Annotated in this window: 24 protein-coding genes, 1 tRNA gene and 3 pseudogenes; 4 read left to right on the top strand and 24 right to left on the bottom strand. The window is 69.8% G+C overall.

Annotated elements, in window-relative coordinates; genetic code table 11:
* Positions 1 to 126 precede the first annotated feature (126 nt).
* The 11 genes and pseudogenes from ACRRRO_RS04840 to ACRRRO_RS04890 all read right to left on the bottom strand — a co-directional run bounded on the left by ACRRRO_RS04840 (position 127) and on the right by ACRRRO_RS04890 (position 9,145).
* Positions 127 to 2,793: an ATP-dependent Clp protease ATP-binding subunit gene (locus tag ACRRRO_RS04840; RefSeq protein ID WP_434081150.1), complete on the bottom strand. Its 2,667-nt coding sequence runs from the start codon at positions 2,791 to 2,793 to the stop codon at positions 127 to 129.
* A gap of 132 nt (positions 2,794 to 2,925) precedes the next feature.
* Positions 2,926 to 3,350: pseudogene (gene dtd / locus ACRRRO_RS04845) on the bottom strand (D-aminoacyl-tRNA deacylase).
* A gap of 3 nt (positions 3,351 to 3,353) precedes the next feature.
* Positions 3,354 to 4,376 carry an asparaginase gene (locus ACRRRO_RS04850; protein ID WP_424796580.1) on the bottom strand — a complete coding sequence of 341 codons (1,023 nt, stop codon included), beginning with the start codon at positions 4,374 to 4,376 and terminating at the stop codon, positions 3,354 to 3,356.
* Positions 4,373 to 4,702 carry a DUF2516 family protein gene (locus ACRRRO_RS04855; protein WP_424790284.1) on the bottom strand — a complete coding sequence of 110 codons (330 nt, stop codon included), beginning with the start codon at positions 4,700 to 4,702 and terminating at the stop codon, positions 4,373 to 4,375. The genes ACRRRO_RS04850 and ACRRRO_RS04855 overlap by 4 nt, the downstream gene beginning before the upstream one ends.
* A 70-nt stretch (positions 4,703 to 4,772) precedes the next feature.
* Positions 4,773 to 5,198 (bottom strand): type II toxin-antitoxin system VapC family toxin, encoded by a 426-nt coding sequence (locus ACRRRO_RS04860; RefSeq protein WP_424786437.1) that lies wholly within the window; start codon positions 5,196 to 5,198, stop codon positions 4,773 to 4,775.
* Positions 5,195 to 5,449, bottom strand: a complete 255-nt coding sequence (locus ACRRRO_RS04865) for a type II toxin-antitoxin system Phd/YefM family antitoxin (protein WP_424786438.1) — start codon at positions 5,447 to 5,449, stop codon at positions 5,195 to 5,197. The genes ACRRRO_RS04860 and ACRRRO_RS04865 overlap by 4 nt, the downstream gene beginning before the upstream one ends.
* Positions 5,450 to 5,506: 57 nt before the next feature.
* Positions 5,507 to 6,619, bottom strand: coding sequence for an FUSC family protein (locus ACRRRO_RS04870; protein WP_424796581.1), 1,113 nt, complete (start codon positions 6,617 to 6,619; stop codon positions 5,507 to 5,509).
* Positions 6,620 to 6,693: 74 nt separating this feature from the next.
* Positions 6,694 to 7,794: a YgfZ/GcvT domain-containing protein gene (locus ACRRRO_RS04875; RefSeq protein ID WP_424786440.1), complete on the bottom strand. Its 1,101-nt coding sequence runs from the start codon at positions 7,792 to 7,794 to the stop codon at positions 6,694 to 6,696.
* Between the two features lie 11 nt (positions 7,795 to 7,805).
* Positions 7,806 to 8,393, bottom strand: a complete 588-nt coding sequence (locus ACRRRO_RS04880; RefSeq protein ID WP_424796582.1) for an FABP family protein — start codon at positions 8,391 to 8,393, stop codon at positions 7,806 to 7,808.
* A 21-nt stretch (positions 8,394 to 8,414) separates the two neighbouring features.
* On the bottom strand, positions 8,415 to 8,720 hold the full coding sequence (locus tag ACRRRO_RS04885) for a hypothetical protein (protein ID WP_434081151.1): 306 nt from the start codon (positions 8,718 to 8,720) through the stop codon (positions 8,415 to 8,417).
* Positions 8,717 to 9,145, bottom strand: coding sequence for a hypothetical protein (locus ACRRRO_RS04890; RefSeq protein WP_434081152.1), 429 nt, complete (start codon positions 9,143 to 9,145; stop codon positions 8,717 to 8,719). The genes ACRRRO_RS04885 and ACRRRO_RS04890 overlap by 4 nt, the downstream gene beginning before the upstream one ends.
* Positions 9,146 to 9,513: 368 nt before the next feature.
* On the opposite strand from ACRRRO_RS04890, the gene ACRRRO_RS04895 reads away from it, so the two are divergent.
* Positions 9,514 to 10,149 (top strand): DUF47 domain-containing protein, encoded by a 636-nt coding sequence (locus ACRRRO_RS04895; protein ID WP_424796584.1) that lies wholly within the window; start codon positions 9,514 to 9,516, stop codon positions 10,147 to 10,149.
* Positions 10,150 to 10,263: 114 nt separating this feature from the next.
* Positions 10,264 to 10,584: pseudogene (locus ACRRRO_RS04900) on the top strand (septum formation family protein); the annotation flags it as partial.
* A 48-nt stretch (positions 10,585 to 10,632) separates the two neighbouring features.
* On the opposite strand, the gene pstB reads toward ACRRRO_RS04900, so the two are convergent.
* The 8 genes and pseudogenes from pstB to ACRRRO_RS04940 all read right to left on the bottom strand — a co-directional run bounded on the left by pstB (position 10,633) and on the right by ACRRRO_RS04940 (position 19,713).
* Positions 10,633 to 11,415, bottom strand: coding sequence for a phosphate ABC transporter ATP-binding protein PstB (gene pstB, locus ACRRRO_RS04905; protein ID WP_434081153.1), 783 nt, complete (start codon positions 11,413 to 11,415; stop codon positions 10,633 to 10,635).
* Between the two features lie 50 nt (positions 11,416 to 11,465).
* Positions 11,466 to 12,518: a phosphate ABC transporter permease PstA gene (gene pstA / locus ACRRRO_RS04910; protein ID WP_424796586.1), complete on the bottom strand. Its 1,053-nt coding sequence runs from the start codon at positions 12,516 to 12,518 to the stop codon at positions 11,466 to 11,468.
* A 2-nt stretch (positions 12,519 to 12,520) separates the two neighbouring features.
* Entirely contained in the window at positions 12,521 to 13,510 is a 990-nt protein-coding gene (gene pstC / locus ACRRRO_RS04915) for a phosphate ABC transporter permease subunit PstC (protein WP_424796587.1), read from the bottom strand.
* A 102-nt stretch (positions 13,511 to 13,612) separates the two neighbouring features.
* Entirely contained in the window at positions 13,613 to 14,683 is a 1,071-nt protein-coding gene (pstS, locus tag ACRRRO_RS04920) for a phosphate ABC transporter substrate-binding protein PstS (RefSeq protein WP_424796588.1), read from the bottom strand.
* Positions 14,684 to 14,900: 217 nt separating this feature from the next.
* A complete protein-coding gene (locus tag ACRRRO_RS04925; RefSeq protein WP_424796589.1) occupies positions 14,901 to 15,878 on the bottom strand; it encodes an NUDIX hydrolase in 978 nt (325 codons plus the stop codon).
* 4 nt (positions 15,879 to 15,882) lie between these two features.
* Positions 15,883 to 18,128: pseudogene (locus ACRRRO_RS04930) on the bottom strand (RNA degradosome polyphosphate kinase).
* Complete coding sequence (gene mshD / locus ACRRRO_RS04935; protein WP_424796591.1) at positions 18,125 to 19,072, bottom strand: mycothiol synthase; 948 nt, start codon at positions 19,070 to 19,072, stop codon at positions 18,125 to 18,127. Before mshD ends, ACRRRO_RS04930 begins: the two are co-directional and overlap by 4 nt.
* A gap of 8 nt (positions 19,073 to 19,080) precedes the next feature.
* Entirely contained in the window at positions 19,081 to 19,713 is a 633-nt protein-coding gene (locus tag ACRRRO_RS04940; RefSeq protein ID WP_424796592.1) for a hypothetical protein, read from the bottom strand.
* A 146-nt stretch (positions 19,714 to 19,859) separates the two neighbouring features.
* On the opposite strand from ACRRRO_RS04940, the gene ACRRRO_RS04945 reads away from it, so the two are divergent.
* Together ACRRRO_RS04945 and ACRRRO_RS04950 are read left to right on the top strand one after the other, a co-directional pair.
* Complete coding sequence (locus ACRRRO_RS04945) at positions 19,860 to 20,693, top strand: transglutaminase-like domain-containing protein (RefSeq protein WP_424796593.1); 834 nt, start codon at positions 19,860 to 19,862, stop codon at positions 20,691 to 20,693.
* Positions 20,694 to 20,841: 148 nt separating this feature from the next.
* Positions 20,842 to 20,914: transfer RNA gene (locus ACRRRO_RS04950), tRNA-Lys, on the top strand.
* A 118-nt stretch (positions 20,915 to 21,032) separates the two neighbouring features.
* Here the strand turns inward: ACRRRO_RS04950 and ACRRRO_RS04955 are convergent.
* From ACRRRO_RS04955 to ACRRRO_RS04975, 5 genes are all read right to left on the bottom strand, one after another.
* Positions 21,033 to 21,245, bottom strand: coding sequence for a hypothetical protein (locus ACRRRO_RS04955; protein ID WP_434081154.1), 213 nt, complete (start codon positions 21,243 to 21,245; stop codon positions 21,033 to 21,035).
* A 231-nt stretch (positions 21,246 to 21,476) separates the two neighbouring features.
* The gene (locus ACRRRO_RS04960) at positions 21,477 to 22,280 is read right to left on the bottom strand and encodes an ABC transporter permease (RefSeq protein ID WP_434081155.1); all 804 of its coding nucleotides are present in this window, start codon (positions 22,278 to 22,280) and stop codon (positions 21,477 to 21,479) included.
* A 96-nt stretch (positions 22,281 to 22,376) separates the two neighbouring features.
* Positions 22,377 to 23,387: an ABC transporter ATP-binding protein gene (locus tag ACRRRO_RS04965; RefSeq protein ID WP_424796596.1), complete on the bottom strand. Its 1,011-nt coding sequence runs from the start codon at positions 23,385 to 23,387 to the stop codon at positions 22,377 to 22,379.
* The gene (locus ACRRRO_RS04970) at positions 23,384 to 23,593 is read right to left on the bottom strand and encodes a hypothetical protein (RefSeq protein WP_434081156.1); all 210 of its coding nucleotides are present in this window, start codon (positions 23,591 to 23,593) and stop codon (positions 23,384 to 23,386) included. The genes ACRRRO_RS04965 and ACRRRO_RS04970 overlap by 4 nt, the downstream gene beginning before the upstream one ends.
* Positions 23,590 to 24,576, bottom strand: coding sequence for a hypothetical protein (locus ACRRRO_RS04975; protein WP_434081157.1), 987 nt, complete (start codon positions 24,574 to 24,576; stop codon positions 23,590 to 23,592). Before ACRRRO_RS04975 ends, ACRRRO_RS04970 begins: the two co-directional genes overlap by 4 nt.
* Positions 24,577 to 24,610: the final 34 nt, after the last annotated feature.

Below are 24,610 nucleotides of genomic sequence, written 5' to 3' on the forward strand. Positions count from 1 at the left end.
GCTGCGCGGCCATCTCACCATCCGGCCGGCGGCCGCCGGACCGGCGCTCGGTACCACGGGAGGGCGGCTGCGGCGCAAATGAGACCGGTCGATCGCCCGTGAGGCCGGTCGATCGCGTGACCGGTCTCAGCGCCCCCGGGTTTGGGGGTGCGGGGCCGGGGGTGGGGAACGCGAACGCCCCGTGCACGGGGTGCACGGGGCGTTCGACGGTTGGGCCCAGGGGCGGGCGGAACTCAGTCCTCGTCGTGCGGGGGCGTCCTCAGCAGTGCTGTTGGGCGAACCCGCGCCGACCGCCGCAGCGACCGGCTCTGCGGCCTCGAGTTCCTTGGCGGGCTCGTCGCTGTCCACCCCGGTGAACGTGAACTCGGCCAGCAGACCCTCTCCGGTGGCGTCCACGTAGACCTTCTGGCCCGCGGTGAGTTCGCCGTAGAGGATCTTCTCGGAGAGTTGGTCCTCGATCTCACGCTGCACCGCGCGGCGCAGCGGCCGGGCACCGAGCACCGGGTCGTAGCCACGATCGGCCAGCAGTTCCTTGGCAGCGGGGCTGAGTTCGATCGTCATGTCCTTGTCCGCCAAGCGAGTGGCCAGCGCACCGACCATGTGGTCCACGATCTGGTGGATCTCCTCGCGGGAGAGCTGGGGGAAGACGATCACGTCGTCGACGCGGTTGAGGAACTCAGGACGGAAGTGCTGCTTGAGTTCGTCGTTGACCTTGATCTTCATCCGCTCGTAGTTGGTGGACAGATCCCCTCCGGCCTGGAAGCCGGTGAGCAGTCCCTTGGCGATGTCACGGGTCCCCAGGTTGGTGGTCATGATGATCACGGTGTTCTTGAAGTCCACCATGCGACCCTGGGAGTCGGTCAACCGGCCGTCCTCGAGGATCTGCAGCAGCGAGTTGAAGATGTCCGCGTGGGCCTTCTCCACCTCATCGAAGAGGACCACCGAGAACGGCTTGCGCCGCACCTTCTCGGTCAGCTGTCCACCCTCTTCGTAACCGACGTACCCGGGCGGAGAACCGAACAGGCGCGAGACGGTGTGCTTCTCGGAGAACTCGCTCATGTCCAGCTGGATGAGCGCGTCGTCATCACCGAACAGGAACTCCGCGAGCGCCTTGGCCAGTTCGGTCTTCCCCACACCGGTGGGGCCGGCGAAGATGAACGAACCACCGGGACGCTTGGGGTCCTTCAGCCCGGCTCGGGTGCGCCGGATCGCCTGGGACAGCGCCTTCACGGCGGCGTCCTGGCCCACGATCCGCTTGTGCAGTTCGGTCTCCATGTTCAGCAGGCGCGAGGACTCCTCCTCGGTGAGCTTGAACACCGGGATACCGGTGGACATCGCCAGCACCTCGGCGATGAGTTCCTCATCCACCTCGGCCACGGTGTCCAGGTCGCCGGACTTCCAGGCTTTCTCCTTCTCGGCGCGGGTGGCGGTGAGGTTCTTCTCCTCATCGCGCAGCCGGGCGGCACGCTCGAAGTCCTGATCGTCGATCGCCGACTCCTTGCTGCGGCGCGCCTCGGCGATCTGGTCGTCGAGCTCCTTCAGTTCCGGTGGGGCGGTCATCCGGCGGATCCGCAACCGGGCGCCGGCCTCATCGATCAGGTCGATCGCCTTGTCCGGCAGGAACCGGTCGTTGACGTACCGGTCGGCCAGCTGCACGGCGGAGACCAGGGCCGGGTCGGTGATGGTGACCCGGTGGTGTGCCTCGTACCGGTCGCGCAGACCCTTGAGGATCTCGATCGCGTGCGCCAACGTGGGTTCGTCGACCTGGATCGGCTGGAAACGGCGCTCCAGCGCGGCGTCCTTCTCGATGTGCTTGCGGTACTCCTCCAGGGTGGTGGCCCCGATGGTCTGTAGTTCACCGCGGGCCAGCATCGGCTTGAGGATGGAGGCGGCATCGATCGCACCCTCGGCTGCACCGGCGCCGACCAGGGTGTGGATCTCGTCGATGAACAGGATGATGTCTCCGCGGGTACGGATCTCCTTGAGCACCTTCTTCAGGCGTTCCTCGAAGTCACCGCGGTAACGGCTGCCGGCCACCAGCGCACCCAGGTCAAGGGTGTAGAGCTGCTTGTCCTTCAGGGTCTCGGGCACGTCGCCGCGCACGATGTCCTGGGCCAGGCCCTCCACCACGGCGGTCTTTCCGACGCCGGGCTCACCGATCAGCACCGGGTTGTTCTTGGTGCGGCGAGAGAGCACCTGCATCACCCGCTCGATCTCCTTGCCCCGCCCGATCACCGGGTCGAGCTTGGAGTCGCGGGCGGCCTGGGTGAGGTTCCGGCCGAACTGGTCCAGCACCGCCGAACCGGACGGGGTACCCTCGCTGGGCCCACCGGTGGAGACGGCTTCCTTGCCCTGGTATCCCGAGAGCAACTGGATCACCTGCTGACGGACCCGGTTCAGGTCCGCGCCGAGTTTGGTCAGCACCTGGGCGGCCACGCCCTCGCCCTCACGGATGAGGCCGAGCAGGATGTGCTCGGTGCCGATGTAGTTGTGTCCGAGTTGCAGGGCCTCACGCAGGGAGAGCTCCAGCACCTTCTTGGCGCGCGGGGTGAAGGGGATGTGCCCCGAGGGAGCCTGCTGGCCCTCCCCGATGATCTCCTGCACCTGCTGACGCACGGCCTCCAGGGAGATGCTCAGCGACTCCAGGGCCTTGGCGGCGACACCCTCACCCTCGTGGATGAGACCGAGCAGGATGTGCTCGGTACCGATGTAGTTGTGGTTCAGCATCCGCGCCTCTTCTTGGGCGAGGACGACGACGACGCGACGGGCTCGGTCGGTGAATCTTTCGAACATGTACAGCTCCCAAGGGCCGGGACCAGGGCAAGACTGGTCGTGGCAGATACATTGATGCTAACCGTGGGCACAGGGGTTTCCTGCCCGTGTTCGCCAGCGGCGTGATCGGCTGATCGGCCCGGACGGGGCCGATCAGCTCTCCAGCACCAGCGTGACCGGGCCGTCGTTGACCAGCGACACGGCCATGTCCGCACCGAACACCCCGGTCCGGGTGGTCAGGCCGCGCCCGCGCAGGTCCTCGATGACGGCGCCCACCAAGGGCTCCGCGACCTCACCAGGGGCCGCCTCGGACCAGGTGGGGCGGCGGCCCTTGCGGGTCTGCCCGTACAGGGTGAACTGGCTGATCACCAGCACCCCGGCGTCGGGGTTCTCGGTCAGGGAGGTCTCACCGCGCAGGATCCGCAGGTCGGCGATCTTGCGGGCGATGAGCTGCGCATCCGCCTCGGTGTCGGTGTGGTCACCCCGATCAGGGCGAGCAGGCCGGTACCGATCTGCCCCACCACCTGCCCCTCCACCTCCACCGAAGCGGAGCTGACGCGTTGCAGTACGGCACGCACCGTTCAGTTCCCCCCGGTGGCGGACCCGACGGCGGGGACCACCTGCCCCACCGGCCGGCCGTGGCCCAGTACCGGCACCCGCGCCCAGGGCCATCCCTCGGGGGGCGCTTCCTCGCCCAGCACGCCCAGCGCCGCCGCGAGCACCGCGGGGCGGGGCCGGGAGCCGCCGTCAGCGATCTTGAAGGCCAGGGCGCGCCCATCGGGCAGGGCCGCGGCGTAGACGCCCTCGGCGCCGTCCTTGGCGATCAGACCGGGCACCTGCCGCATCGCCTCGGTGACGTCCCGGCCCTGTCCCCCGACCAGATACGGGTGCGCCCGCATGGCGGCGGCGACGCGACCCTCCGGTGACTCCGGTTGCGCGGTGGCCAGGGTCGCGAAGGCCCGGGCGAGCCCCTCAGTGGTGGTCGAGGGTAATGGCGCTCCGCACCCGTCGACGGCCAGGTGGCCCACCGCGACGCCGGTCAGCTCGGCGATCGTGGCCACGACCGCCTGCTGTAGCGGGTGCGCCGGGTCGAGGTAGGTGTCGGTGGGCCAGCCGTTGTGCACGCAGGTCGCCAGCATCACCGCGTGCTTGCCCGAGCAGTTCTGGGTGAGCGAGGAGGGCTCGTGGCCCGCGTCGCGCCAGGCGCGCGCGGCCTGGGCCGACAACGGCGGATCCGGGGTGTTGCCCAGGTCGGCCTCGCTCAACCCGGCGCGGGCCAGGATCGCTCGGACCACCTCCAGGTGTGCCGCCTCCCCGCTGTGGGAGGCGCATGCCAGGGCGATCTGTTCCGGTTCCAGCACCACCCCGGTGCGCAGCGCCACGAGCGCCTGCACCGGCTTCACCGACGAGCGCGGGAACATGGTCTGCGCCGGCGCGCCCACGCTCAGCCCGGTGCTGCCGTCGGCGTGCAGAGTGCTCAGATGGCCGGTGTGCACCGATTCGGTGAGGTCGCCGCGCACCACCCAGGCCAGGGGCGCGCCCGGGTTGATCGGGTGCGGCACGGACGGGGCGGGAACGACGGTGTGGGGCTGACCCGGATTCACCAAGGCGATCCTCCACCGCCACGGTTGTCCCGGTAGTGACGAACCGCCGGGCGCACATCGGCCAGATAGATCCCGGCCGGCACCGCCGCCAGTACCAGGAAGATGATCAGGCCCGAACGGCCCAGTGGCGGCGGGATGCCGAGGAAGGCCAACAGCAGGGCGAGAGCCAGGATACCGGCCCAGAAGCCTTTGGTGCGCTTCTCCGCGTAACTGAATGCCTCCCCGGGGCGTCGCAGCGCATCGAACAGCGCGAGTGCGCACATGCCCACCACCACCAGGGACAGCGCGAGGAACAGGTAGTTCTGAATGGTGCCGACGACGATCACCCCATGACTCTAGTTCAGCCCACGCGATCAGCCCACGCGCAGGCGGAGCCGGGCGCACGTCCGTCGAGGGTTACTGCTGCGGGAGCACGCGCAGGCCCAAGGCGGTGGCCACGCCCGCGAGGCGGGCGTCGGTGAGGGCCACGATCGGGTTGGCCGGGGCGAGCAACTCCACCGAGGCCATCTGGATTCCGTCCCCGGCACGAAGCCCGTGCTCCTCGGCCAGGTCCGCCGCCCGTTCGGCGATCGCCGCGGTGACCTCGACCTTGCGCAGCGCGGGCCACATCCGGTGCCAGCGCTCCAGCGCCTGCCCCGCTACTTCCTTGCTCACCCTGCCACTGCGCTCCCCGGCGCGCAGCACCGCACGCACCTCGGCGTCGGCCAGCCGGGAGGCGAACACCGCGTCGGCCCGGTCCCATAGAGCGCGCACCAGGGCCGAGGTGCTCTCGTGGTGCACCAGCGCCAGCAGCGCACTGGAGTCGAAGTAGACCAGGCTCATCGTCGCAACCGGCGAACCAGCTCCGAGACGGAGGAGTGCCTGCCCTCCACCGCGGGTGCGCTGGGCCGGTCCGCCTCGGGGGCGGACAACAGGCCATCCCGTTCCAGGGAGGCGATCAGGTCCGCTCCGTCGACACCGGTGAGCCGGGCCACCGGCACCCCTCGTTCGGTGATGATGAGTTCTTCGCCCGCCCCCACGCGCTCGATCCAGTGCTTGAGTTGGGACCGGAATGTACTGACGGGGACGTCCATGCTGTACACCCTAGCCGCGGCGTACCGGCCGCGGTACCGATATCCGGGCAGGTGGCCTCACTCCCCGAGTGAACCGGGCTCGGCCAGTGCCGCCCGCGACTCCTCCCCGGTCCAGCCGGTGATGCCCAGCAGATCCACCAGCAGGGAGCGCAGCAGCGCCACCTCGGTCTGGGCCCGCCAGCCGGAGAAGGCCTGCGGGTCCAACTGTCCGGCGATCCGCACCAACTGCGGGCGCACCTTCGCGGGGTCGTCGTTGTTGCCCAGTTCGGTGCCCAACGCCTCGGCGGCCGCGGAGGTCTGTTCCAGCAGGTCGGCCAGCAGCGCCCCGTCGTCGGGATCCATCGCGACGGCGCTGGCCCGCCTGGTCAGCACGCGGGTGTTGCGCATCGCCCGGTCACACAGCATCGCGGCCCGGTCCAGCCGCGTCATCTCGTCGTCGTGCCGCAGCCACTGCGGGGTGAACCGGGTGGCGGCCAAGGATCCGCGCACCACCTCATGCCACTCATCCAGCACCGCCTGGGAACCCCTGGCCTGCACGAGGGCATCACCCACCGCGGTGGGATCCTGGGCGGCCAGGCCCCGGGCGACCCCACCCAGTGTCCGGGAAACCTCCTGCAGCGCCGCGCGGGCCAGCGAGCGCACCTGCTTGCGCACGTCGATCGGCAGCAGCGCCGCCACCGCCAGGGCCACCACCCCACCGATCACCGCGTCCAACCACCGGTCCATGGCCCCGGTGACGCCGAACAGGTATCCCGGAAGGGCCACCACCACCACCGACTGCACCCCGGCCTGGATCGCCAGCATCTGCCCGGCATCGATCAGCCGCGCCGCGAGCACGGCCAGGACCAGCACCACGCCGATCTGGATCGGGCCGGACCCGAACAGGGCGGAGAAGGCCTCCCCGAAGAACACCCCGATCGCCACGCCGAAGGCCAGTTCAGCGACCTTGCGGGGGCGGCGGTCGTGGCTGAACCCCAGGCTGATCCACGCCGCGATGGCGGCGAAGAGCGGGTAGCGGTGCCCCAGACCGTACAACGCGATGGCATAGGCGACACCGGCGGCTGCCGCCGCGGTCAGGATCGGCCACAGGTCGCTACGGGTGCGGCGCAGCCCCCGACGGGCCCGCGCCAGTGCCGAAACCCGGACCTGGCGCAATGTGGGACGTTCCACCGAGGGCACCGGGGGTGTCCCCCCGGGGTCCGGTTCGGACCGGCCCCACGCCCGTCGCTTCACGGCCCACTCGATCAGGGACGACGACGCAGCGCCGGGTTCGGTCGCGGCCTGTCCTGGGGAGGTGGTCGCCCGGTGCCGAAACCTTCCGGGGTCACAATCGTCTCCTGCCCGGCGGCGAGGCCCTCCACGCTCAGCGTGGCCTCGGGATCCACCGACCGCTTCAGCACCGCCAGGGCCACCGGACCCAGCTCGTGGTGACGGACCACGCTCGTGACCCTGCCGACCTCGCGCTCACCGTGCACGACCGTGGCCCCCGGTTCGGGGGTGATGTGCTCGGAGCCATCCAGGTGCAGCATCGTCAGCCGGCGCGGGGGCCGGCCCATGGTGAACACCCGGGCGATCGTCTCCTGGCCCCGGTAACACCCCTTCTCCAGGTGCACGGCGGTGCGGAGCCAGTCCAACTCGTGCGGGATCGTGCGCTCATCGCACTCCCGGGCGTGCCGTGGCCGCCAGGTGGCCACCCGCAATGCCTCCCAGGCCCACACCCCGGCCAGGCGCGCACCAGCTCCCTCGGCCTGGCTCACCGCGGCCGGCAGATCGTCGCGCTGCACCAGCCACAACGCCCCCTGCCACTGGGCGCCGGGGTGCTCGTGATCGTCCGGCCCGTAGCGGGTCGATCCCGGGGCGGTCACCGGCCACGGGTCGCGCCACTGAATCAGCGCACCGTCGATCGTGGGCCCGTGCGCGCTGGTGCCGAGCACGGCCAGGTCGGTGCGAGCGCCGACCTCCACCCGCATCGCGAACTTCATCGACTCCAGGTACGCCACCAGTCCCGCTGCGGTCCCGGACTCGGTGATCAGCCACGTCGTGGCGCCGTCGTCGATGACGGCGGCGGCGTGCTCGACCCGGCCGTGGGGGTCCAGCACCAGCATCTCGGTGCTCATCCCCGGCTCCAGGGCGTTGAGGTGCTGGGAGGTGATCGAGTGCAGCCAGGTAAGCCGGTCGGCACCGGCCACGGTGACCACGCCCCGGTGGGACAGGTCCACTACCGCCCGGCCCTGCTCGAGGGCGCGCTGTTCGTGCATGGGCTCGCCGTAGTGCGCGGCTACACCCTCATCAGGGTCCGCAGCGGCTACGGCGCCCTGCCTGGTCATCAACGCACTGGCACTCATCGCGCTCTCCTTCACTCGTGTCGCTGCAGCCGGCCCGAGGAGTAGGACTGCAACTCGTGGCCGAACGCGGCCAGGTCGGTCGCCCACATCAGTTCCCCCCGCACCAGGCCGTACATCCGGGCCGCGGCCGCGATGTCGGCGCCGGTCGAGGTGCGGGCGATCAGGTCGGTGCTCAGTTCCACCCGGGGGCCCTGGACCTGGCCCAGGTAGACGTTCACGTGCCCGCTGGGTTCGGCCAGCAGCACCTCCAGCGCGTGCGCCGGGACGCCGCCGTCGGGCGTTCCGTTCCCTTTGCCGTCGGTGCCTGCGTCGGTCGGGGCGACCCGCCAGTAGCCGGATTCGGCGCTCCAGACCTGCCCGGCCTGCAGCGCCGCGACGTCGATGTCCCCCTCCAGGGACTCCAGCGGGCTCTCCAGCAGGTGGGTGGTGCACCTGTAGGTCAGGTACGGGCCGCCGTCGTGACCGAACTCCACGTCGACGAGAACCCCGCGCTGGGGGATGTCGGGGTAGGCCACGAAGCCGGGACCGCGCCAGCGGCCGATCAGCCAGGCGAGCGGGTACGCCTCCGGGGCCAGGTCGTCAGGAAGTTGGAATGCCACACCTGCGATGCTATCGCGCCATCACAGCAGGAGCAGGATGCGGCCCAGCACGTACACCGGCGCACCGCAGACCAAAACCGGGAGCACGGCCGCCGATAACGCCGGCCACGCCCGCACCGAGGCGGGGAACTGACCCAGCAGGTGATGCACGGCCGCACTGAGGACGCCGGCCACGAGCCCGACCAGCACCCCGGTGACCGGGCCCACCGCGATGATCACGGTTCCCACCCCCAGGCCCACCCCTGCCGCGACCGCGGTGGTGACCAGCCACCCCCAGGTGGCGGGCAGCGGGATCGCGGTGACGATCGCCGCAGCCGCGAGGGTCACCGCCCCCACCAGCAACAGCCCAACCGACTCGGACCGGTGCCCACCGCCAGCCACCCCACGCCGGAGGTCAGCACGGCCGCACCCGTGACCGCCCCGGCGACGGACTCCACCAACCGGGGGCGGCCGTCGCGGCGCAGCAGTTGCAGGACGAAGGCGGCCACGACGACGACCCCGAACCCGAGTGCGGCATAGGCCAGGTCACCGGTGAGCCACTGCAGCGACACCCCTGCGGCTATCGTGGCCAGCAACAGCACCGAGGTGCCCTGACGGGCCGGCAGTCCGAGCAGTCCCGGCCAGCCGAGTGCGAATATGCCGCCCATCCCGGCCACCGTGGTGATCAGCAGCGGCCGGTCCCCGAATGCCGTCAGCCCCACCCCGGCCGAGGCGGTGGCGGTGACCACGGCGCGGAAGGACTTGCTCAGCACGTGCGCTCGACCCCCTCTCTCCGGTGCGGCTGCTGCCGGGCAGGACACCGCGGCTCCTGGGGCGAACGCTACCGGCATACCCCGGAGGGGGTGAACACGAGTGCCCGGCATGACCCGATGTCAGGTGCGGCGCACACCGGCTCGGATTCCGCCGTCGTGCGCACCCGGCAGGTGCCTTTACACTGGATGCGACGCCGGGTCGCGCTAGCCCCGGGCTCCAACATCAGCCGCTACGAGCGGCCTTCGCGCCGTCAGGCGCTGGGCGGCCCGGTGTCATCAACCTCACCTCCGGGTGCGACCCCCTGCCTGGGATGTGCATCGCTGGCCTACGCTGCTGGGCAAAGGCCTGTACAGATCGGAACAGATGAGTGCGACTCACCCTGACCCCCCGCAGGGTCTACTTCGACCTGCTCACCGAGTTGGGCGACCACCTGGTCACCGGTGCGGACATCCTCGCCCAGTTGATCGGCTCCGAACCGGCTGAGCGTCCGGCACTGGCCAACCGGATGCGCGACGTGGAGCACCTGGCGGATGAGTCCACCCACGCCATCATCCGGCACCTGAACCGCTCCTCGGCCACCCCGTTCGACCGGGACGACCTGTATGACCTCACCTCCTCGATGGACGACTGCATGGACTCCATGGAGGAGGCCACCGACGCGGTGGTGCTCTACCGCATCGGCGAGCTGCCCGAGGCGGTGACCGATCAGGTCGCCACGCTGCAGCGGGCCGCGGAACTGACCGCTGCGGCGATGCCCCAGTTGCGGAAGATGAACGGGCTGGAGGCGTACTGGATCGAGGTGAACAGGCTGGAGAACCAGGCCGACCGGATCTACCGCGGGCTCACCGCGGACCTGTTCACCGACCCGCAGTACCTGGACAGCCCGGCCGGGGTGGTGCAGCTGATCAAGATCCGTACGGTGGTCGACTCCCTGGAAGCCGCTGCCGACCACTTCGAGAAGGTGGCCAACATCGTGGAGTCGATCTACCTCAAGGAGTCCTGATGCGCGCCCGCCGCGGGCCACTGCTGGCGGCCCTCGCGACGGTGGCCATGCTGGCGGGAGCGCTGGCCGGTTGCAGCACCGAATCGGTGCAGGTGGGCGCCATGCGCCCAATGGGACCAGCTCCAGGAGGCCCCGCGTGCGGGCGTGGAGGTGGTGGACTGCGAGCAGGAGCACAGCGCCCAGTTCGTGGGAACCTTCGAGGTGGACTTCGAGACCTTCCCCGGCCAGGAGGCGATCGACGACGTCGCCGAACCCGGGTGTCTGGAGGCCTTCACCGAGTTCGTGGGGATCGACTACGCCGACTCACAGTTGCGTCTGGACTGGTTCCGGCCGACGCAGGAGAGCTGGCAGAACACCGGCGGGCGGGACGTCTGGTGCGTGGCCTACCTCCCCGAGGGCACCACCACCGGCGGCTTCCAGGACAGCGGGCGGTAGGTTCCCCGGGCGGTAGGTTCCCCGGGCGAGGCACAGGAGGGGTCGTGCTCAGCCGAACCGACCGGAGATGTAGTCCTCGGTGGCCTGGACCGAGGGGGCGGAGAACATCGTGGCGGTGTCATCCATCTCGATCAGCCGGCCCGGCTTGCCGGTCCCGGCGATGTTGAAGAAGAAGCCGGTGCGGTCCGAGACCCGGGCGGCCTGCTGCATGTTGTGGGTCACGATCACGATCGTGTAGTCGTTCTTCAACTCGTGGATCAGGTCCTCGATGGCCAGGGTGGAGATCGGGTCCAGCGCCGAGCACGGCTCATCCATCAGGAGCACCTCCGGTTGGACGGCGATCGCCCGGGCGATGCACAGGCGCTGCTGCTGGCCACCGGACAGGGATGACCCGGGCCGGTCGAGCCGGTCCTTGACCTCGCTCCACAGGTTCGCCCCGGTCAGCGCCGACTCGGCAAGGTCGTCGGCGTCGGACTTCTTCATCCGCCGGTTGTTCAGTTTCACCCCGGCCAGCACGTTGTCGTAGATGGACATCGTAGGGAAGGGGTTAGGCCGCTGGAACACCATGCCGACCTGGCGACGAACCACCACCGGGTCTATCCCCGGTGCGTACAGGTCCTGGCCGTCCATGACGGCCCTCCCGGTGACGTAGGCCCCTGGAATCACCTCGTGCATCCGGTTCATGGTGCGGAGGAAAGTGGACTTGCCGCAGCCGGAGGGCCCGATCAGTGCGGTCACCGATCGGGCCTCGATCACCATCGTGACGTCCTCCACGGCCTTGAAGTCACCGTAGAAGACGTTCAAGTCAGTGACATCGATGCGCTTGGACACAACTCATACCTCCTGCTGGAACACGCGTGCGCGAGTGGGAACGGGGCGGGTCATGAGATGCCCTTCGGGGAGAAGTAGCGGCTGACCAGCCTGGCGATCAGGTTCAGCAGCATCACGATGGCGATCAGCGTCAGCGCCGCGCCCCAGGCACGGTCCACGCTGGCCCCGCCCTGGGCGTACTGGCGGTAGACATACACCGGGAGAGTGGCGATCCGTCCGTCGAACGCGTCGTAATTGACGTTGTTGGCCAGCCCGACGGTGATCAGCAGCGGGGCGGTCTCCCCGGTGACCCGGGCTATCGCGATCATCACACCGGTCGTGATCCCGGCCACCGCGGTGCGCAACACGACCTTGACGATGGTGAGCCACTTCGGCACCCCGAGCGCGTAGGCGGCCTCGCGCAGTTCGTTGGGCACCAACCGCAGCATCTCCTCCACCGAACGCACCACCACCGGGGTCATCAGCACCGCCAGCGCGATCCCGCCGACCAGCGCCGAGCGGTAGGCGGGCCCGAAGATCAGCAGGAACAGGGAGTAGGCGAACAACCCCGCCACGATCGAGGGGATTCCGGTCATGACGTCCACCAGCAAGGTGATGGCGCGCTTGATCCGCCCACCGCCGTACTCGACCAGGTAGATCGCGGTGAAGATTCCCAACGGGATCGAGATGGCCGCGGCGATGCCGGTGACGTACAGGGTGCCGATCATGGCGTGGTAGATGCCGCCGCCGCTGTCTTGACCGAAGACCCCGACCATGTCGGTGGTGAAGAACTCCGCCGACAGCGCGCCGATGCCGTTGGCCAGCACCGTCCACACCACCGAGACCAGCGGAACCAGCGCGAGCAGGAAGGCCACGGTCACCAACGTGGTGGCCAGGCGGTCCTTGGCGTACCGCTCACCTTCCACGAACAGGGAGGTCGCGGTGAGGGCGACGACGAAGATCAGGGTCCCGACCAGCAGCACCCCGGCGACACTCGGGCCGGTCTCGCCGAGCATCCCCAGACCGAGGGAGGCCACCAGGCTGGCCCCCAGCACGGCCCAGGGCGCCCATCCAGGGAGCCTGCGGGAGCCCACGGCGCCGGTCGCCTGTGCAGTCGTGGTCATGATCAGTTCGCTCCGGAGAACTCGGCGCGGCGGGCGATCACGGCGCGGGCCGCCATGTTCACCCCGAAGGTGAGGACGAAGAGCATCAGACCGGATGCGATCAGCACATCCACACCCAGCCCGGAGGCCTCGGGGAACTGGCTGGCGATGTTCGCGGCGATCGACTGGTGCTGGCCCGGCTGCAGCAGATAGAAGTTGATCATGAACCCTGGTGAGATGACCATCAAGATGGCCATCGTCTCGCCCAAGGCCCGGCCCAGCCCGAGCATGGCGGCAGAGATGATGCCCGAGCGCCCGAACGGCAGCACCGCCTGACGGATCATCTCCCAACGGGTGGCACCCAGGGCGAGGGAGGCCTCCTCGTGCAACCGGGGTGTCTGCAGGAAGACCTCCCGGATGGTCGCGGTGATGATCGGCAGGATCATCACCGCCAGCACGATGCCGCCGGTCATGATGTTGCGCGCCGGTGCCTGATAGTCGGCGAACAGCGGGATCCAGCCCAGGTTGTTCGTGAGCCAGTCGAACAGTGGATGCAGCACCGGCTGCAGGAACTGGATACCCCAGAGCCCGAAGATGATCGACGGCACCGCGGCCAGCAGGTCCACCAGGTACCCCAGGCCCTGGGCGAGGCGGCGGGGGGCGTAGTGGGAGATGAACAGGGCGATGCCGATGCTCAGCGGCACCGCGATCAGCAGCGCGATCACCGATGACAGGACGGTGCCGAACAGCAACGGTGCGACATAGCCGGCGAGGCTGCGCCCGCGCATGATGTTGACGGTGTCGTAGTCCGCCTGGCTGGCGATCAGCGCCGGCCAGGACCGCCAGAGGAGGAACGCCGCGACGGCCGCGAGGATCACCAGGATCGCGACGCCGGCGCCGGTGGAGATCCCGGCGAAGATCCGGTTGCCGAGCCTGCCCGGGGCCCTGCCCGGTCGTACCGCGAGCTCGCGGTCGTGGGTGCTCGTCCGTCGCGGCTTGGTGAGGGTGCTCACGAACGCTCCTTACGGCACACCGGGATGCCACTACGCGCAGGCAGGTTGGTGCCGCAGCAAACCTGCGGCACCAACCTGTGCGCTGTCAACCTGGGCAAATGATCAGGCTACCGAGATCTGGTCGAGGATCTCCTCGACCCGCTCACGCATTTCCGGAGAGATCGGAGCCGAGCCGGCCACGCCGGGATCGGAGGCCCGGTTCTGGCCGTCCTCGCTGGCTACATACCGGAAGAACTCGGCCACGTTCGCCGCGTCCTGCTCGTCGTCGTACACCGAGCACAGGCTGGAGTAGGCGATCTGGACGATCGGGTAGGAACCGGACTCATCGGTGTCGCGCGCCAGGTCCACGGTCAAGCGCCACTCGCTGGCGGTCTCGGCCGCCGGAGAGTTGGCGACCACCTGGGCAGCGGCCTCCGGGGAGAACGGAACGTACTCATCGCCCACACCCACGGCCACGGTGCCCAGGTCACCGGCACGCGAGGCGTCGGCGTAGCCGATCGCGCCCGCGGCTCCGCTGACCACGTCGATCACACCCTGGGTCTGGGCACCGGACTGGGTGCCGTCGATGGGCCAGACGCCGTCCGGCTCGTGCTGCCAGACGTCCGGGGCAGCCTTGGACAGATAATCGGTGAAGTTGTCCGTGGTGCCGGAGTCGTCCGAGCGGTTCACCGGGATGACGTCCAGGTCGGGCAGGTCCACATCGGGGTTGGCCTCAGCGATGGCCGGGTCGGACCAGTTGGTGATATCGCCGTTGAAGAGCCCGGCGATGGTGTCCGAGTCGAGGTTGAGGTGCTCGGCTTCCACGCCGGGCAGGTTATAGATGACCGCGATCGGGCTGATGTACAGCGGCAGTTCGATCACGTCACCACCGAAACAGCGTTCCGCGCCGGCGTCGATCTCCTCCTGGGAGAACATCGCGTCGGAACCGGCGAACAGGGTGGCTCCGTTCAGGAACTGCTCCCGCCCCGTGCCCGACCCCACCGAGTCGTAGTTGACGTCCACTCCGGTGCGTTCGGTGAAACCGGCCTGCCAACCCACCATCGCGTTCTCCTGCGAACTCGCGCCGGCGCCGGCAATACTGCCGGACAGTTCCACGTCGTTTCCGGCGCCGGTGTCGGTGCCGTTGTCGTCCGTGCCGTTGTCGCCCCCACAGGCAGCGAGTACCAGTGCCATCGCACCGATCGAGGCGACGCCCGCCACTCGGCGGCTCAATCCAGCCTTCACGTTGGTCCCGTTCTGATCGAGGTCTCCGCACGGTTCTCCGCGCGGTACAGACGTGACGCTAGGCATCCCGGGTGACGGACCGGGGCCGCGGAGGTGAACGCGGGATGAACACGCCGTCACAGTGCGTGTGAGGAAGGGCACGTTGCCTCGGCCGGGCGGAGACCGGTCAGGCGTTGGCGCTGGCGGGGCGGTGCATCTCCATCGAGACCACCCGGACCTTGCGCTTGCCCGGCCTGGCCAGATGCAGCACCAGCACCTCCCCGGTGCGCAGATAGGGATCGGCCTCGGGCAGCACCCGCAGCACCCGGTGCGGACTCTTGCGTTCCACCGCGTCCAGAATCGCCGGCATCACCGGGCGGTGAGTGCAGATCAGCACCGGGGCATCCCTGCGGCCGAGCAACTCCGCCACCAGTTCACGGACGCTGCGTGGGTCCTCCTTCGCGGCGTGCTCGGTGATCTGCGGCGCCATGAACAACTCGATGCCGGAGGCCTGCGAGTACGGCACCACGGTGTCGTGGCAGCGTGCCCACGGGCTGGTGATGATCTCCTCGGCGCCGTAGGCGGCCAGCAACGGCACCAGCGCCCGCGCCTGGGCATGTCCGGGTCTGGTCAACGGCCTGGTGTCCTCACCCTTCTGCCAGGCCGAGCGCTTCTTGGCGCGTCCGTGCCGGGCGATCAACACCGTCCAGGTATCCAGGAAGCCATCCTCATGCAGATCGATCAGCGCACCCAACGGCTCCCGGTCGGCCTTGCGGGTGAGCATCTTCCAGGCCCTGCCGGCGTCAACCCAGCGGGCCTCGTCCACCTCACCCTCGGCGGGCTCGATCCGGCCGCGCGCCCGCACGGACCCACGATCGCCGTCGATCACCCGGGCCGCCCAGTACACGCACACCTTGGTCTTGGTGGAGTTCAACGGGTACTGCACCACCGGCAGAGGCAACCCGAGTTCCACGTGGTACCCGGTCTCCTCCGCCACCTCCCGGGCCGCGCACGCGGGCAGGCACTCCCCCACGTCCACCTTGCCCTTGGGCCAGGACCAGTCGTCATACCGGGGCCGATGGATCAGCAGCACCTGCAGGCTGCGCTTCTTCACCCGCCACACCAGGGCACCGCCGGCGTAGACGCGCTCGCGCTTCTTGCCCACCTGATCAGCGGTCCGAACCGGTGCGACGGCGGATCGCCATGAGATGCTCCTGCAGGTCCAGCAACGGTTCGCCGCGGGAGTCCTGGTGGACCCGCCGCCAGTGCGGCTCGCCCTGCTCGCCGGTCGCCAGCCACCATGAGGCGGTGCCGTCGTCGACGGAGAGGTCCAGCAACGAGACCAGGTCGTTGACCTGACCGGGATCGACCACCCGGACCAACACCTCCACCCGTCGGTCCAGGTTGCGGTGCATCAGATCGGCACTGCCGATGTAGACCTCGGGGTCACCGTCATTGGCGAAAGCGTAGATACGGGAGTGTTCCAGGAAGCGGCCCAGGATGGACCGGACCCGGATGTTCTCGCTCATCCCCGGCACCCCGGCCTTGAGCCCGCAGATGCCGCGCACCACCAGGTCCACCGGCACCCCGGCCGCCGAGGCCCGGTAGAGCGCATCGATCGAGGCCTCGTCCACGATGGAGTTCATCTTGAACCGGATCCAGGCCGGCTTGCCGGCCTTCTTGTTGGCGATCTCCCGTTCGATCCGCTCCAGCAGGCCGGCGCGGATGGAGCGGGGGGCCACCAGCAGCCGGTGGAACTTGGACTTGGGTGCGTACCCGGACAGTTGGTTGAACAACCGCGTCAGGTCCTGGCCCACGTCGCTGCTGCAGGTGAGCAGCCCGTGGTCCTCATAGTGCCGGGCGGTCTTGGGGTTGTAGTTGCCGGTGCCCACGTGGCAGTACCGGCGCAGGCCGTCGGCCTCCTGGCGAACCACCAGGGAAAGTTTGCAGTGCGTCTTCAGGCCCACGATGCCGTACACCACGTGCACCCCGGCCTGCTCCAACTTGCGCGCCCAGGAGATATTGGCCTGCTCATCGAACCGGGCCTTGATCTCCACGATCGCCAGCACCTGCTTGCCCGCCTCTGCGGCGTCGATGAGGGAGTCCACGATCGGGGAGTCCCCGGAGGTGCGGTACAGGGTCTGCTTGATGGCCAGGACGTTCGGGTCGGCGGCGGCCTGGGACAGGAACTGCTGCACCGAGGTGGAGAAGGAGTCGTAGGGGTGGTGCAGCAGGATGTCGCGGTTGCGGATCGCCTCGAAGAAGTCGGTCGGGTTGGCCGACTCCACCTCGGCCAGACCACGGGCGGTGGTGGCCACATGCTTGGGGTAACTCAGTTCGGGCCGGTCCAGGTCCGCCACCAGGTTCATCCCGGTCAGGTCCAGCGGGGCGGGAACGTCATAGACGTCGGACTCCGAGACCGACAACTCCCGGATCAGCATCTCCCGCAGCCGCGGGGCGAACCCGGCGGCCAGTTCAAGCCGCACCGGTGGACCGAAGCGGCGACGCAACAACTCCTTCTCCAGCGCCTTGAGGAGGTTCTCCGCGTCGTCCTCCTCCACCTCCAGGTCCTCGTTGCGGGTGACCCGGAAGGCGTGGTGCTCCACCACGTCCATCCCGGGGAAGAGGTAGTAGAGGAAGGAGGAGATCACCTCTTCGATCGGGACCAGCGAGGTCACGCCGTGATCGTCCGGGGCATCCTGCACCCGGTGCGGGCGACCCCGGTGGTCCACTGCGATGAAGCGGGGCAGCAGGGGTGGCACCTTGACGCGGGCGAAGTGTTCCTTACCGGTGGCCGGGTTGCGCACGATCACGGCCAGGTTCAGCGACAGCCCGGAGATGTAGGGGAAGGGATGGGCCGGGTCCACCGCCAGGGGGGTCAGCACCGGGAAGATGTTCTTGCGGAAGTACTTGTGCAGCCGCTCCTGCTCGGCCTCGTGCAGTTCCTCGAAACGCACCGAGGTGATGCCATGCTCATCCAGCGCCGGGCGCAGGACGTCGGCGAACAGGGCGGCATGGCGGGCGGTGAGCTCATGGGGCTGGCCGAGATCATCTCCAGCACCTGCCTCGGGAGCAGACCGGAGGCGGCGGTGACGGCCATCCCGGTGGCCATCCGCCGTTTCAGTCCAGCCACCCGCACCATGAAGAACTCATCGAGGTTGGAGGCGAAGATCGCCAGGAACCGCACCCGCTCCAGCAGCGGGATGTCCGGGTCCTCTGCCAGTTCCAGCACCCGCTCGTTGAACTGCAGCCAACTCAGTTCCCGGTCGGCGAACCGATCCGGAGGCAGTTCGACTTCAGCCTCGCCGGCGCGCTCCGGGGCACCGTCGGTCGACACCGGCACCTCCGGCACCTCCGGCGCTTGTGCCAGGGTGGTGGTCACCGCACCCTCACGGCTGCCTACGGACTCGCTCATGGCCCTATCGTGGCAGGTCGCTCGCGGTCTGGGGAGGTCGTCGCGGTGTATTGCACGTGAATGGCGTCCCGCTCGAACCCCACGCGCCGGTAGGTACTGATCGCGGCGGCATTGTCACCCTCGACGTACAACTCGAGTCGGTCCGGGCCCGTCCGGGCGAAGTGGTCCATGGCCACCGCGGTCAGCACGGTCCCCACCCCGCGGCCCTGCGCGGCCGGATCGACGCCGAGGGCGTAGATTTCCCCGGTGCGCGCACCGTCGTCGTCGGTGATCTTGACCCACATGCTGCCCAGCAGTTCCCCGCTGCCGGCGTCCTCGGCGAGCCAGAAGGTGGTCGGGTCGAACCAGTCCTGCTGCTGCCGGGCCCGCAGGTCGGCGTGGTCCAGGCGGCCCTGTTCGGGGTGGTCGGCGAACGCTCGGGCGTTCACCTGCAGCCAGGCGTCCTCATCGGCGCCGACCTCGAAGGTGCGGATCCGGAGGTCCTCAGGCACCACCACGGGCTCGATCTGCGCCGGCTGCGGCGACGGACGGCCCATCCGCCAGAGCTCGCGCACCACCACCAGGTCGTGCGCGGCCGCGGTCGCCCTGGCGCCCGGGAGGTTCCCGTGGGCCCAGAGACGCACCATGGGGTGGTCGGCCAGGACCGTGCGCACCAGCGCGCTCCCAAGGCCCCGACGGCGAAACTGCGGATGCACGGCGATCTCGGCCGAGTCCAGACTCACCTGGGCGAAGCCGGCCAGTACGTCGTCCGCGTCGTCAGTGTCGCCGTCGCGGCCCTGTGCGGCGCCGTCACCGCCGGGAATGAGGTACCGGGGCCTGCCCGGGCGAGTCAGGGTGAGCAGGGTGTCCTCGTCGAAGGCGGCCACGCCGTCGTCGGTCTCGACGTCTCGGGCAAGGTTCCGCACCGCCTCCACCTGGGCAGGACTCAACTCCTGCGTGCGCACCGGCTCCATCAGGTGAGCCGTCCGGCTCGGTGCAGCGATGCGGCCTCCTCCAGTTCCGCCGCCGTGTCCAGCAGCGACCCGGCGCGACGGGTGAGGATCTGGGCGGTGTCGGCGTCGTGGGTATCCACCCAGTCCGCATCCAGGGCCGAACCTGTGGCCAGCACCCGCAGGAAGGACCCGGCCCGCTCCAGCGCCACACCGAGGTCGCCACGGTAGACCCCGGACAGCACGGCGTCGAGCATGCGCCGGATCTCCTCGGGTCCCACCGGATCGGCCACACCGGCGACCACGCCGGCCACCTCGGCGCGGTTGGCACCGAGCCGGAACCGCTCCGCGATCGTGTCCGGGTCCCGCCGGCCCCACTCCCGCAGCAGGTACAGCCGCCAGAGTGCCCCGGGCAGCGTGTCCGGGGGGCTCTGGGACCAGATCTCGGCCACCGCCTCCAGGCCCTCGGTGTCGACCAGGGCGATCAGGCGCTCCACCAGTTCGGGGTCCTCGGCGCCCTCCCGACCACCGGAGACCATCGCTTGCGCAGTGGTGTGGGCGATCTCAGAGCGCGCGGCCGGATCCTCCTCCCCGACGATCGCCTCGGCCTGCTCGGGGGTGAGCATCGCCGGGCGGCGGAACCGATGCTGCTCCACGGAATCCTCCCTGGGTCACGGTGTGGTTGGTCTGGACGTCACGATACGCCGCAGCGTGATGAGGGCGCAGCCCGGTACCCTGCGGTGGCTTACGGTGACGGCACGGCCTACGCTGGCCGCGGCCCCTAACTCGAGAGGTACCTCGCGTGCACCGGACGATCCGCGCCGACATCGCCTTCACCATGTCCACCGGTCACACCAGGGTGGCCTTCATGGTGGCCGTGGCCAAGGTGCCCGGGCTGCAGGTCAGCGATGACTTCACGGTGAGCATGGACGGCAGCCCGGTCGAGGTGACCGAGGCCCCAGCCCCCCACCACGGACGCATCCACCTGCTCGACGTCGACGCCGGCGCGGACGCTCCGGGCAAGGTGGAGGTGGCTTACCGCGCCGAGGTGACCGGGGGTTCCCGGGCGGGTGCGGAGCAGGCGGAGGAGCCCTCAGCCACCGAGTTGCTCACCTACGTGCGCCCCAGCCGTTACGCCGAGTCCGACCGGCTGCTGCCCACCGCACGCCAGGAGTTCAACGGTCTGCAGGGTCCGGAGTTGCTGGACGCCGTCGCCGCGTTCGTCCACGAGCGCCTCTCCTACGTGCGCGGATCCTCCCACTTCACCGACGGAGCCGTGGACACCCTGCTGGCCCGGCGCGGGGTGTGCCGGGACTACGCCCACCTGGTGGTGGCATTGCTGCGCGGCCTGGATGTGCCGGCCCGGTGTGCGGCCGTGTACGCCCCGGGGCTGTCCCCGATGGACTTCCACGCCGTGGCCGAGGCCTGGGTGGAGGGGCACTGGCAGGTGGTCGACGCCACCCGGCTTGCCCCCCGGCAGTCGCTGGTGCGGATCGCCACCGGGCGCGACGCGGCCGATACCGCGTTCATGTCCTCCTACGGCGCCGGGGTGCGGCTCGGCCCACAGTCGGTGATGGCCACCCTGGAGGGGGAGCTGCCGATCGATGATCACGCCGCCGCGGTGCGGTTGCCCTGACGCGCAGTGGTATCGGGGGCGTAGCGGGCACGGTGCCCACCTGTGCCGTCGCCGACGCCCCCGACGCGGCATCCGGCGGGCCGTGTTACGACCGGTGCACCGACGGCGATACCCTGGGTCCCACGCACGGTGGGAGCATCGCCTGCGCGGGCCTCTAGCTCAATGGGTAGAGCAACGGACTTTTAATCCGTGGGTTCCGGGTTCGAGCCCCGGGGGGCCTACCCAACACCCCGCTGACCTGCATCAACGCCAGGAGCGCGGACGCGCAAGCGTCTCGTCCGCCACCATGTTCCGCCGGCAGGCGGTCGAGCACTGTCACGTGTGCCCCCAGGTGTCAGGTCACGGGTCGACGTTCATCGCGAAGAAGTTCTCGGCCACCGCAGCCCACAGGGAGAACGCCGCGACGCCGTGGCCGAATGCCCGGTACCGCGGCCCCCAGCGGCCACCCCGACCTGGCGGCCGCGAAACCAGGGCCAGCCCGCCGGCGAGATTCGCGGTGCCCCACACCAGGTTCGCCCACCGGCCCGACGTTCGCCCGCCCAGCGGACTCATGTGCTGGTCCGGCGGCGGCGGTGGCCAGATGAGGCAGGCTGTTCGCGCAGAGCACCCCGGAGATGAAGGACCTCACATTGTCCCGTTGCATTCCTTGAATCTAATGCGGCGCGCCCGGCGCGGTCCATCAGAATTCCCCGGCTCCTCCGGGCCCCTGCTGAGGTATGCGACCTCTTGGTCGAGCCGCGTCGCACCCATGGGCGGCGATCGATCGCGCGCTGCGCGCCTGGGTCAGGACAACACGTCCTTGGTGGCGAACCGTCCGTAGGCCAGGGCGCCGAACACCGCCACGTAACCCGCCTGCAGCAGCGCACTGTCGGCGAAGGAGCCCCAGGCGATCGGTTGGCGCAGGAGGTCGGCGAAGTCCATCCAGTAGTAGTTCAGCAGCCACGGGTGCAGCCATGCCAACTGGTCGAGCGCCCCGAGCACCTGCATCACGATCGCCACCACGACCGTGGCCGCCATCGCTCCCACCGGCACCACGGTCAGGGTGGAGATGAACAGTCCGACGACCGCCCCCAGCCCCAGCATCGACACACTCACGAATGCGCCGACGAGAAGTGCTCGCCCGAGCGCCTCCCAGGCGCCGATGGTGTCCCCGGAGAGCAACGGCACCGGGTCGACCGGGAAGAGCAGTGCCCCGATCACCGACCCAGCCGTGACGATCACCGCCGTGGCGAGCACGCAGAACATCGCAATGCCCGCGAACTTGATCAGGAGCAGCCGCCCCCGCCGCACCGGCGCGAGCAGCAGGTACCGCAAGGTGCCCAGCCCGGCTTCACCGGCGACCGCATCCCCGGCGACCACCCCGACGGTCAGCGGCAGGAACAGAGGGATCGTCACGACCAGCGCGGTGATCGAGACGAACAGCCCGTTCTGGGTGACCCGGTCAAGGAACGGCGGCCCCTGGCCGGGCTGCACCGGGTCGGCAGAGACCTTGACCACCACAGCGATGAGCACCGGAATCGCGGCGAGCGCCACGAGCATCGCCCAGGTGCGGCGCCGCGCAGCAGCAGCGTCAGTTCCGATGCCCACATCGACCAACCGCTCCCGCCCGCTCCGGCCGCGGGACCGGTACGCCCGGCGTCCTCGGCCTTCGCGGTGGTCGGCGTGCTCCGCCCGTCCATCGCCTCACCCGGCAACGTCGAACCCCTCCCCGGTCAGCGCGACGAACCGCTCCTCGAGCGTTTCGCGCACGACGCCGAAGCCTCTGAGCCGTACCCCGCCGGCGACGAGTTCGGCCGCGATGGTCTCCGGTAGGTGTCGCTCCTGCAGAACGGCGGTGACGACGGCGACGCGTTCCGGCGTCGAGGAGACCGGGGGCGTCGCAAGGTCGGTCGCCGCGTCCGCAGCGTTCCCCGTCCCCGGTCCCTCGTCGTCGGAGGTGCGCAGTCCGATCCGGGACAGCACCGCGCGGGCGCACTGCGGGTCGGGCGTGACCACCCGCACCCGCGCCTGCCCCAGATCCTGCAGATCGGCCAGGCTGCCCTGGGCGACTAACCGGCCTCGGCTCATCACTCCGACATGGCTGCAGGTCTGCTCCACCTCGGCCAGCAGGTGGCTGGAGACCAGCACGGTCGCCCCCTCCCCGGTGAGGGACCGCACCAGCGTCCGCACCTCCCGGGTGCCCTGCGGGTCCAGCCCGTTGGTCGGTTCGTCGAGCACGAGCAGTTCCCGTGGCATCAGGAGGGCGCCGGCGATCCCGAGTCGCTGCTTCATGCCCAGGGAGTAGGCGCGCACCCGCTTGGTTCCGGCGTGACTCAGACCGACCTTCTCCAGTGCCGCCGCCACGCGGGTCTCCCGGGTGCGGGGCGGGGCGGCAGGGTTGGCCGCATCCAGGCGCCGCAGGTTCGCCGCACCGGACAAGTAGGGATAGTGCGCGGGTCCTTCCACGAGGGCGCCGACTCGTGGCAGGACCTCACCCAGGCCCTGTGGCATGTGGTGCCCGAGCACGTGCGCGGTGCCGGCCGTGGCCGAGGCCAGCCCGAGCAGCAGTCGGATCGTGGTGGTCTTGCCCGAGCCGTTGGGCCCGAGGAACCCGAACACGCTTCCGCGCGGGACCACGAGGTCGAGGTCGTCGACGGCCTTGTGCGTACCGAACGTCTTGGTCAGGCCCTCGGTGCGGACGGCGAGTTCGGTCACGACCCGGCGAGGGACTGCAGGTACTCCGGGGTGACGGCACCGATCAGGGCCTGCCCGTCGTCGGTTACCAGCACGGACAGCAGGTTTGTGGACAGCAGACGCCCGGCGCCGGTGTCCTGGGTGAGTTCGCGCACGAGTGGATCATCCAGTGCGCCGGATTCGTCCACCGGTAGCACCAGGACCGCGTCCCAACCCTGCCCGATCACCACGTGGTCGTCCGGCTTCTCGGGTGCCCCGGTCCCGGCCCCCTCCGGGCACGGCGGGAGCTCCACCTCCTCCACGCTCGCCCCGGCGGGCGGGGTGAAGTCGAAGAGCGTGGCATCGGGGGGCTCGAACGTGATCGCGCTGTACTGGGCCCGAAACCCGGTTCGTCCTGGCCGCGGGCGTGCACGGTGACGCCCAGCGGGAAGCCCGTCTCTGCGTCGACGGCCAAGGCCACCTGCTCCACCAGGGAGTGTTCGCTGCCGGGCGCCAGCACCAGGGTGTAGGCCGAACGCCCGGCCACGCGTTCGCCCGCGCCGACGGTGACGTCGGTATCGGTCTCCAGGGCCTGCAGAACGTCGGCGGCGACCTCATCCGGTGTGGGGACCGGCCCGGGGCCAGGCGGCTGGCCGCCGTGGTCGAACCAGGAACCGTGTGGCCCCTGGCCGGGGCGGCACACCTCGTCGCCGGGTGCCGGCAACGCCAGGTGGGTGGCGGCATTCTCACGGGAGTCGTAGAACCACACCTCCTCCTCGGTGCGGATCACGTTCCGTTCGGCCAGATCGTCCAGCACCTGGATGCGCCCCTGCTGCCCGTCGACGTAGACCCGTGCGGTGTGCTCGCCGGTCAGCAACTCCAGGACCTCACCCACTCCGGAGCCGCCGCGCTGCCCGGCGTTCTCATCACCGGCGCCCTGGGTCTGCTCCGGTGCGGCATCCTCAGCGAGATCCGGTGCCGGCATGCCGCCGCGGTTCCCGTGGCCGAAGGCACCATCCAGGCCGGACAGATCGGGCAGTCCGAGTTCGGTGCTCGTCTGGAACTCCCCGGAGAATGCCTCCACCGAGTGCTCGGCCACCATGGTCAGGACGTCCTCGGGTGACTTCTCGGGCAGGTCGGCCGAATCGGCCTGCGCCGCGAGCCCGACCCCGCCCGCGATCACGACGCCGACCACTGCGGCCGGTAGCCAGCGGTGCCATCTGCGGGTCATCGTGACCTCCTTGAGAGTGCTGGTTCGACCATAC

This window comes from Sanguibacter sp. Z1732, assembly GCF_051020515.1.
Lineage (GTDB): Bacteria > Actinomycetota > Actinomycetes > Actinomycetales > Beutenbergiaceae > CALKWS01.

Excerpts from the sequence above, each read along its gene's own strand:
- ACRRRO_RS04840 (WP_434081150.1), bottom strand. The coding sequence starts at position 2,793 with ATGTTCGAAAGATTCACCGACCGAGCCCGTCGCGTCGTCGTCGTCCTC.
- ACRRRO_RS04860 (WP_424786437.1), bottom strand. The coding sequence starts at position 5,198 with ATGAGCCTGGTCTACTTCGACTCCAGTGCGCTGCTGGCGCTGGTGCAC.
- ACRRRO_RS04865 (WP_424786438.1), bottom strand. The coding sequence starts at position 5,449 with ATGGACGTCCCCGTCAGTACATTCCGGTCCCAACTCAAGCACTGGATC.
- ACRRRO_RS04875 (WP_424786440.1), bottom strand. The coding sequence starts at position 7,794 with ATGAGTGCCAGTGCGTTGATGACCAGGCAGGGCGCCGTAGCCGCTGCG.
- pstA (WP_424796586.1), bottom strand. The coding sequence starts at position 12,518 with ATGACCACGACTGCACAGGCGACCGGCGCCGTGGGCTCCCGCAGGCTC.
- pstS (WP_424796588.1), bottom strand. The coding sequence starts at position 14,683 with ATGGCACTGGTACTCGCTGCCTGTGGGGGCGACAACGGCACGGACGAC.
- ACRRRO_RS04955 (WP_434081154.1), bottom strand. The coding sequence starts at position 21,245 with ATGAGTCCGCTGGGCGGGCGAACGTCGGGCCGGTGGGCGAACCTGGTG.
- ACRRRO_RS04975 (WP_434081157.1), bottom strand. The coding sequence starts at position 24,576 with ATGACCCGCAGATGGCACCGCTGGCTACCGGCCGCAGTGGTCGGCGTC.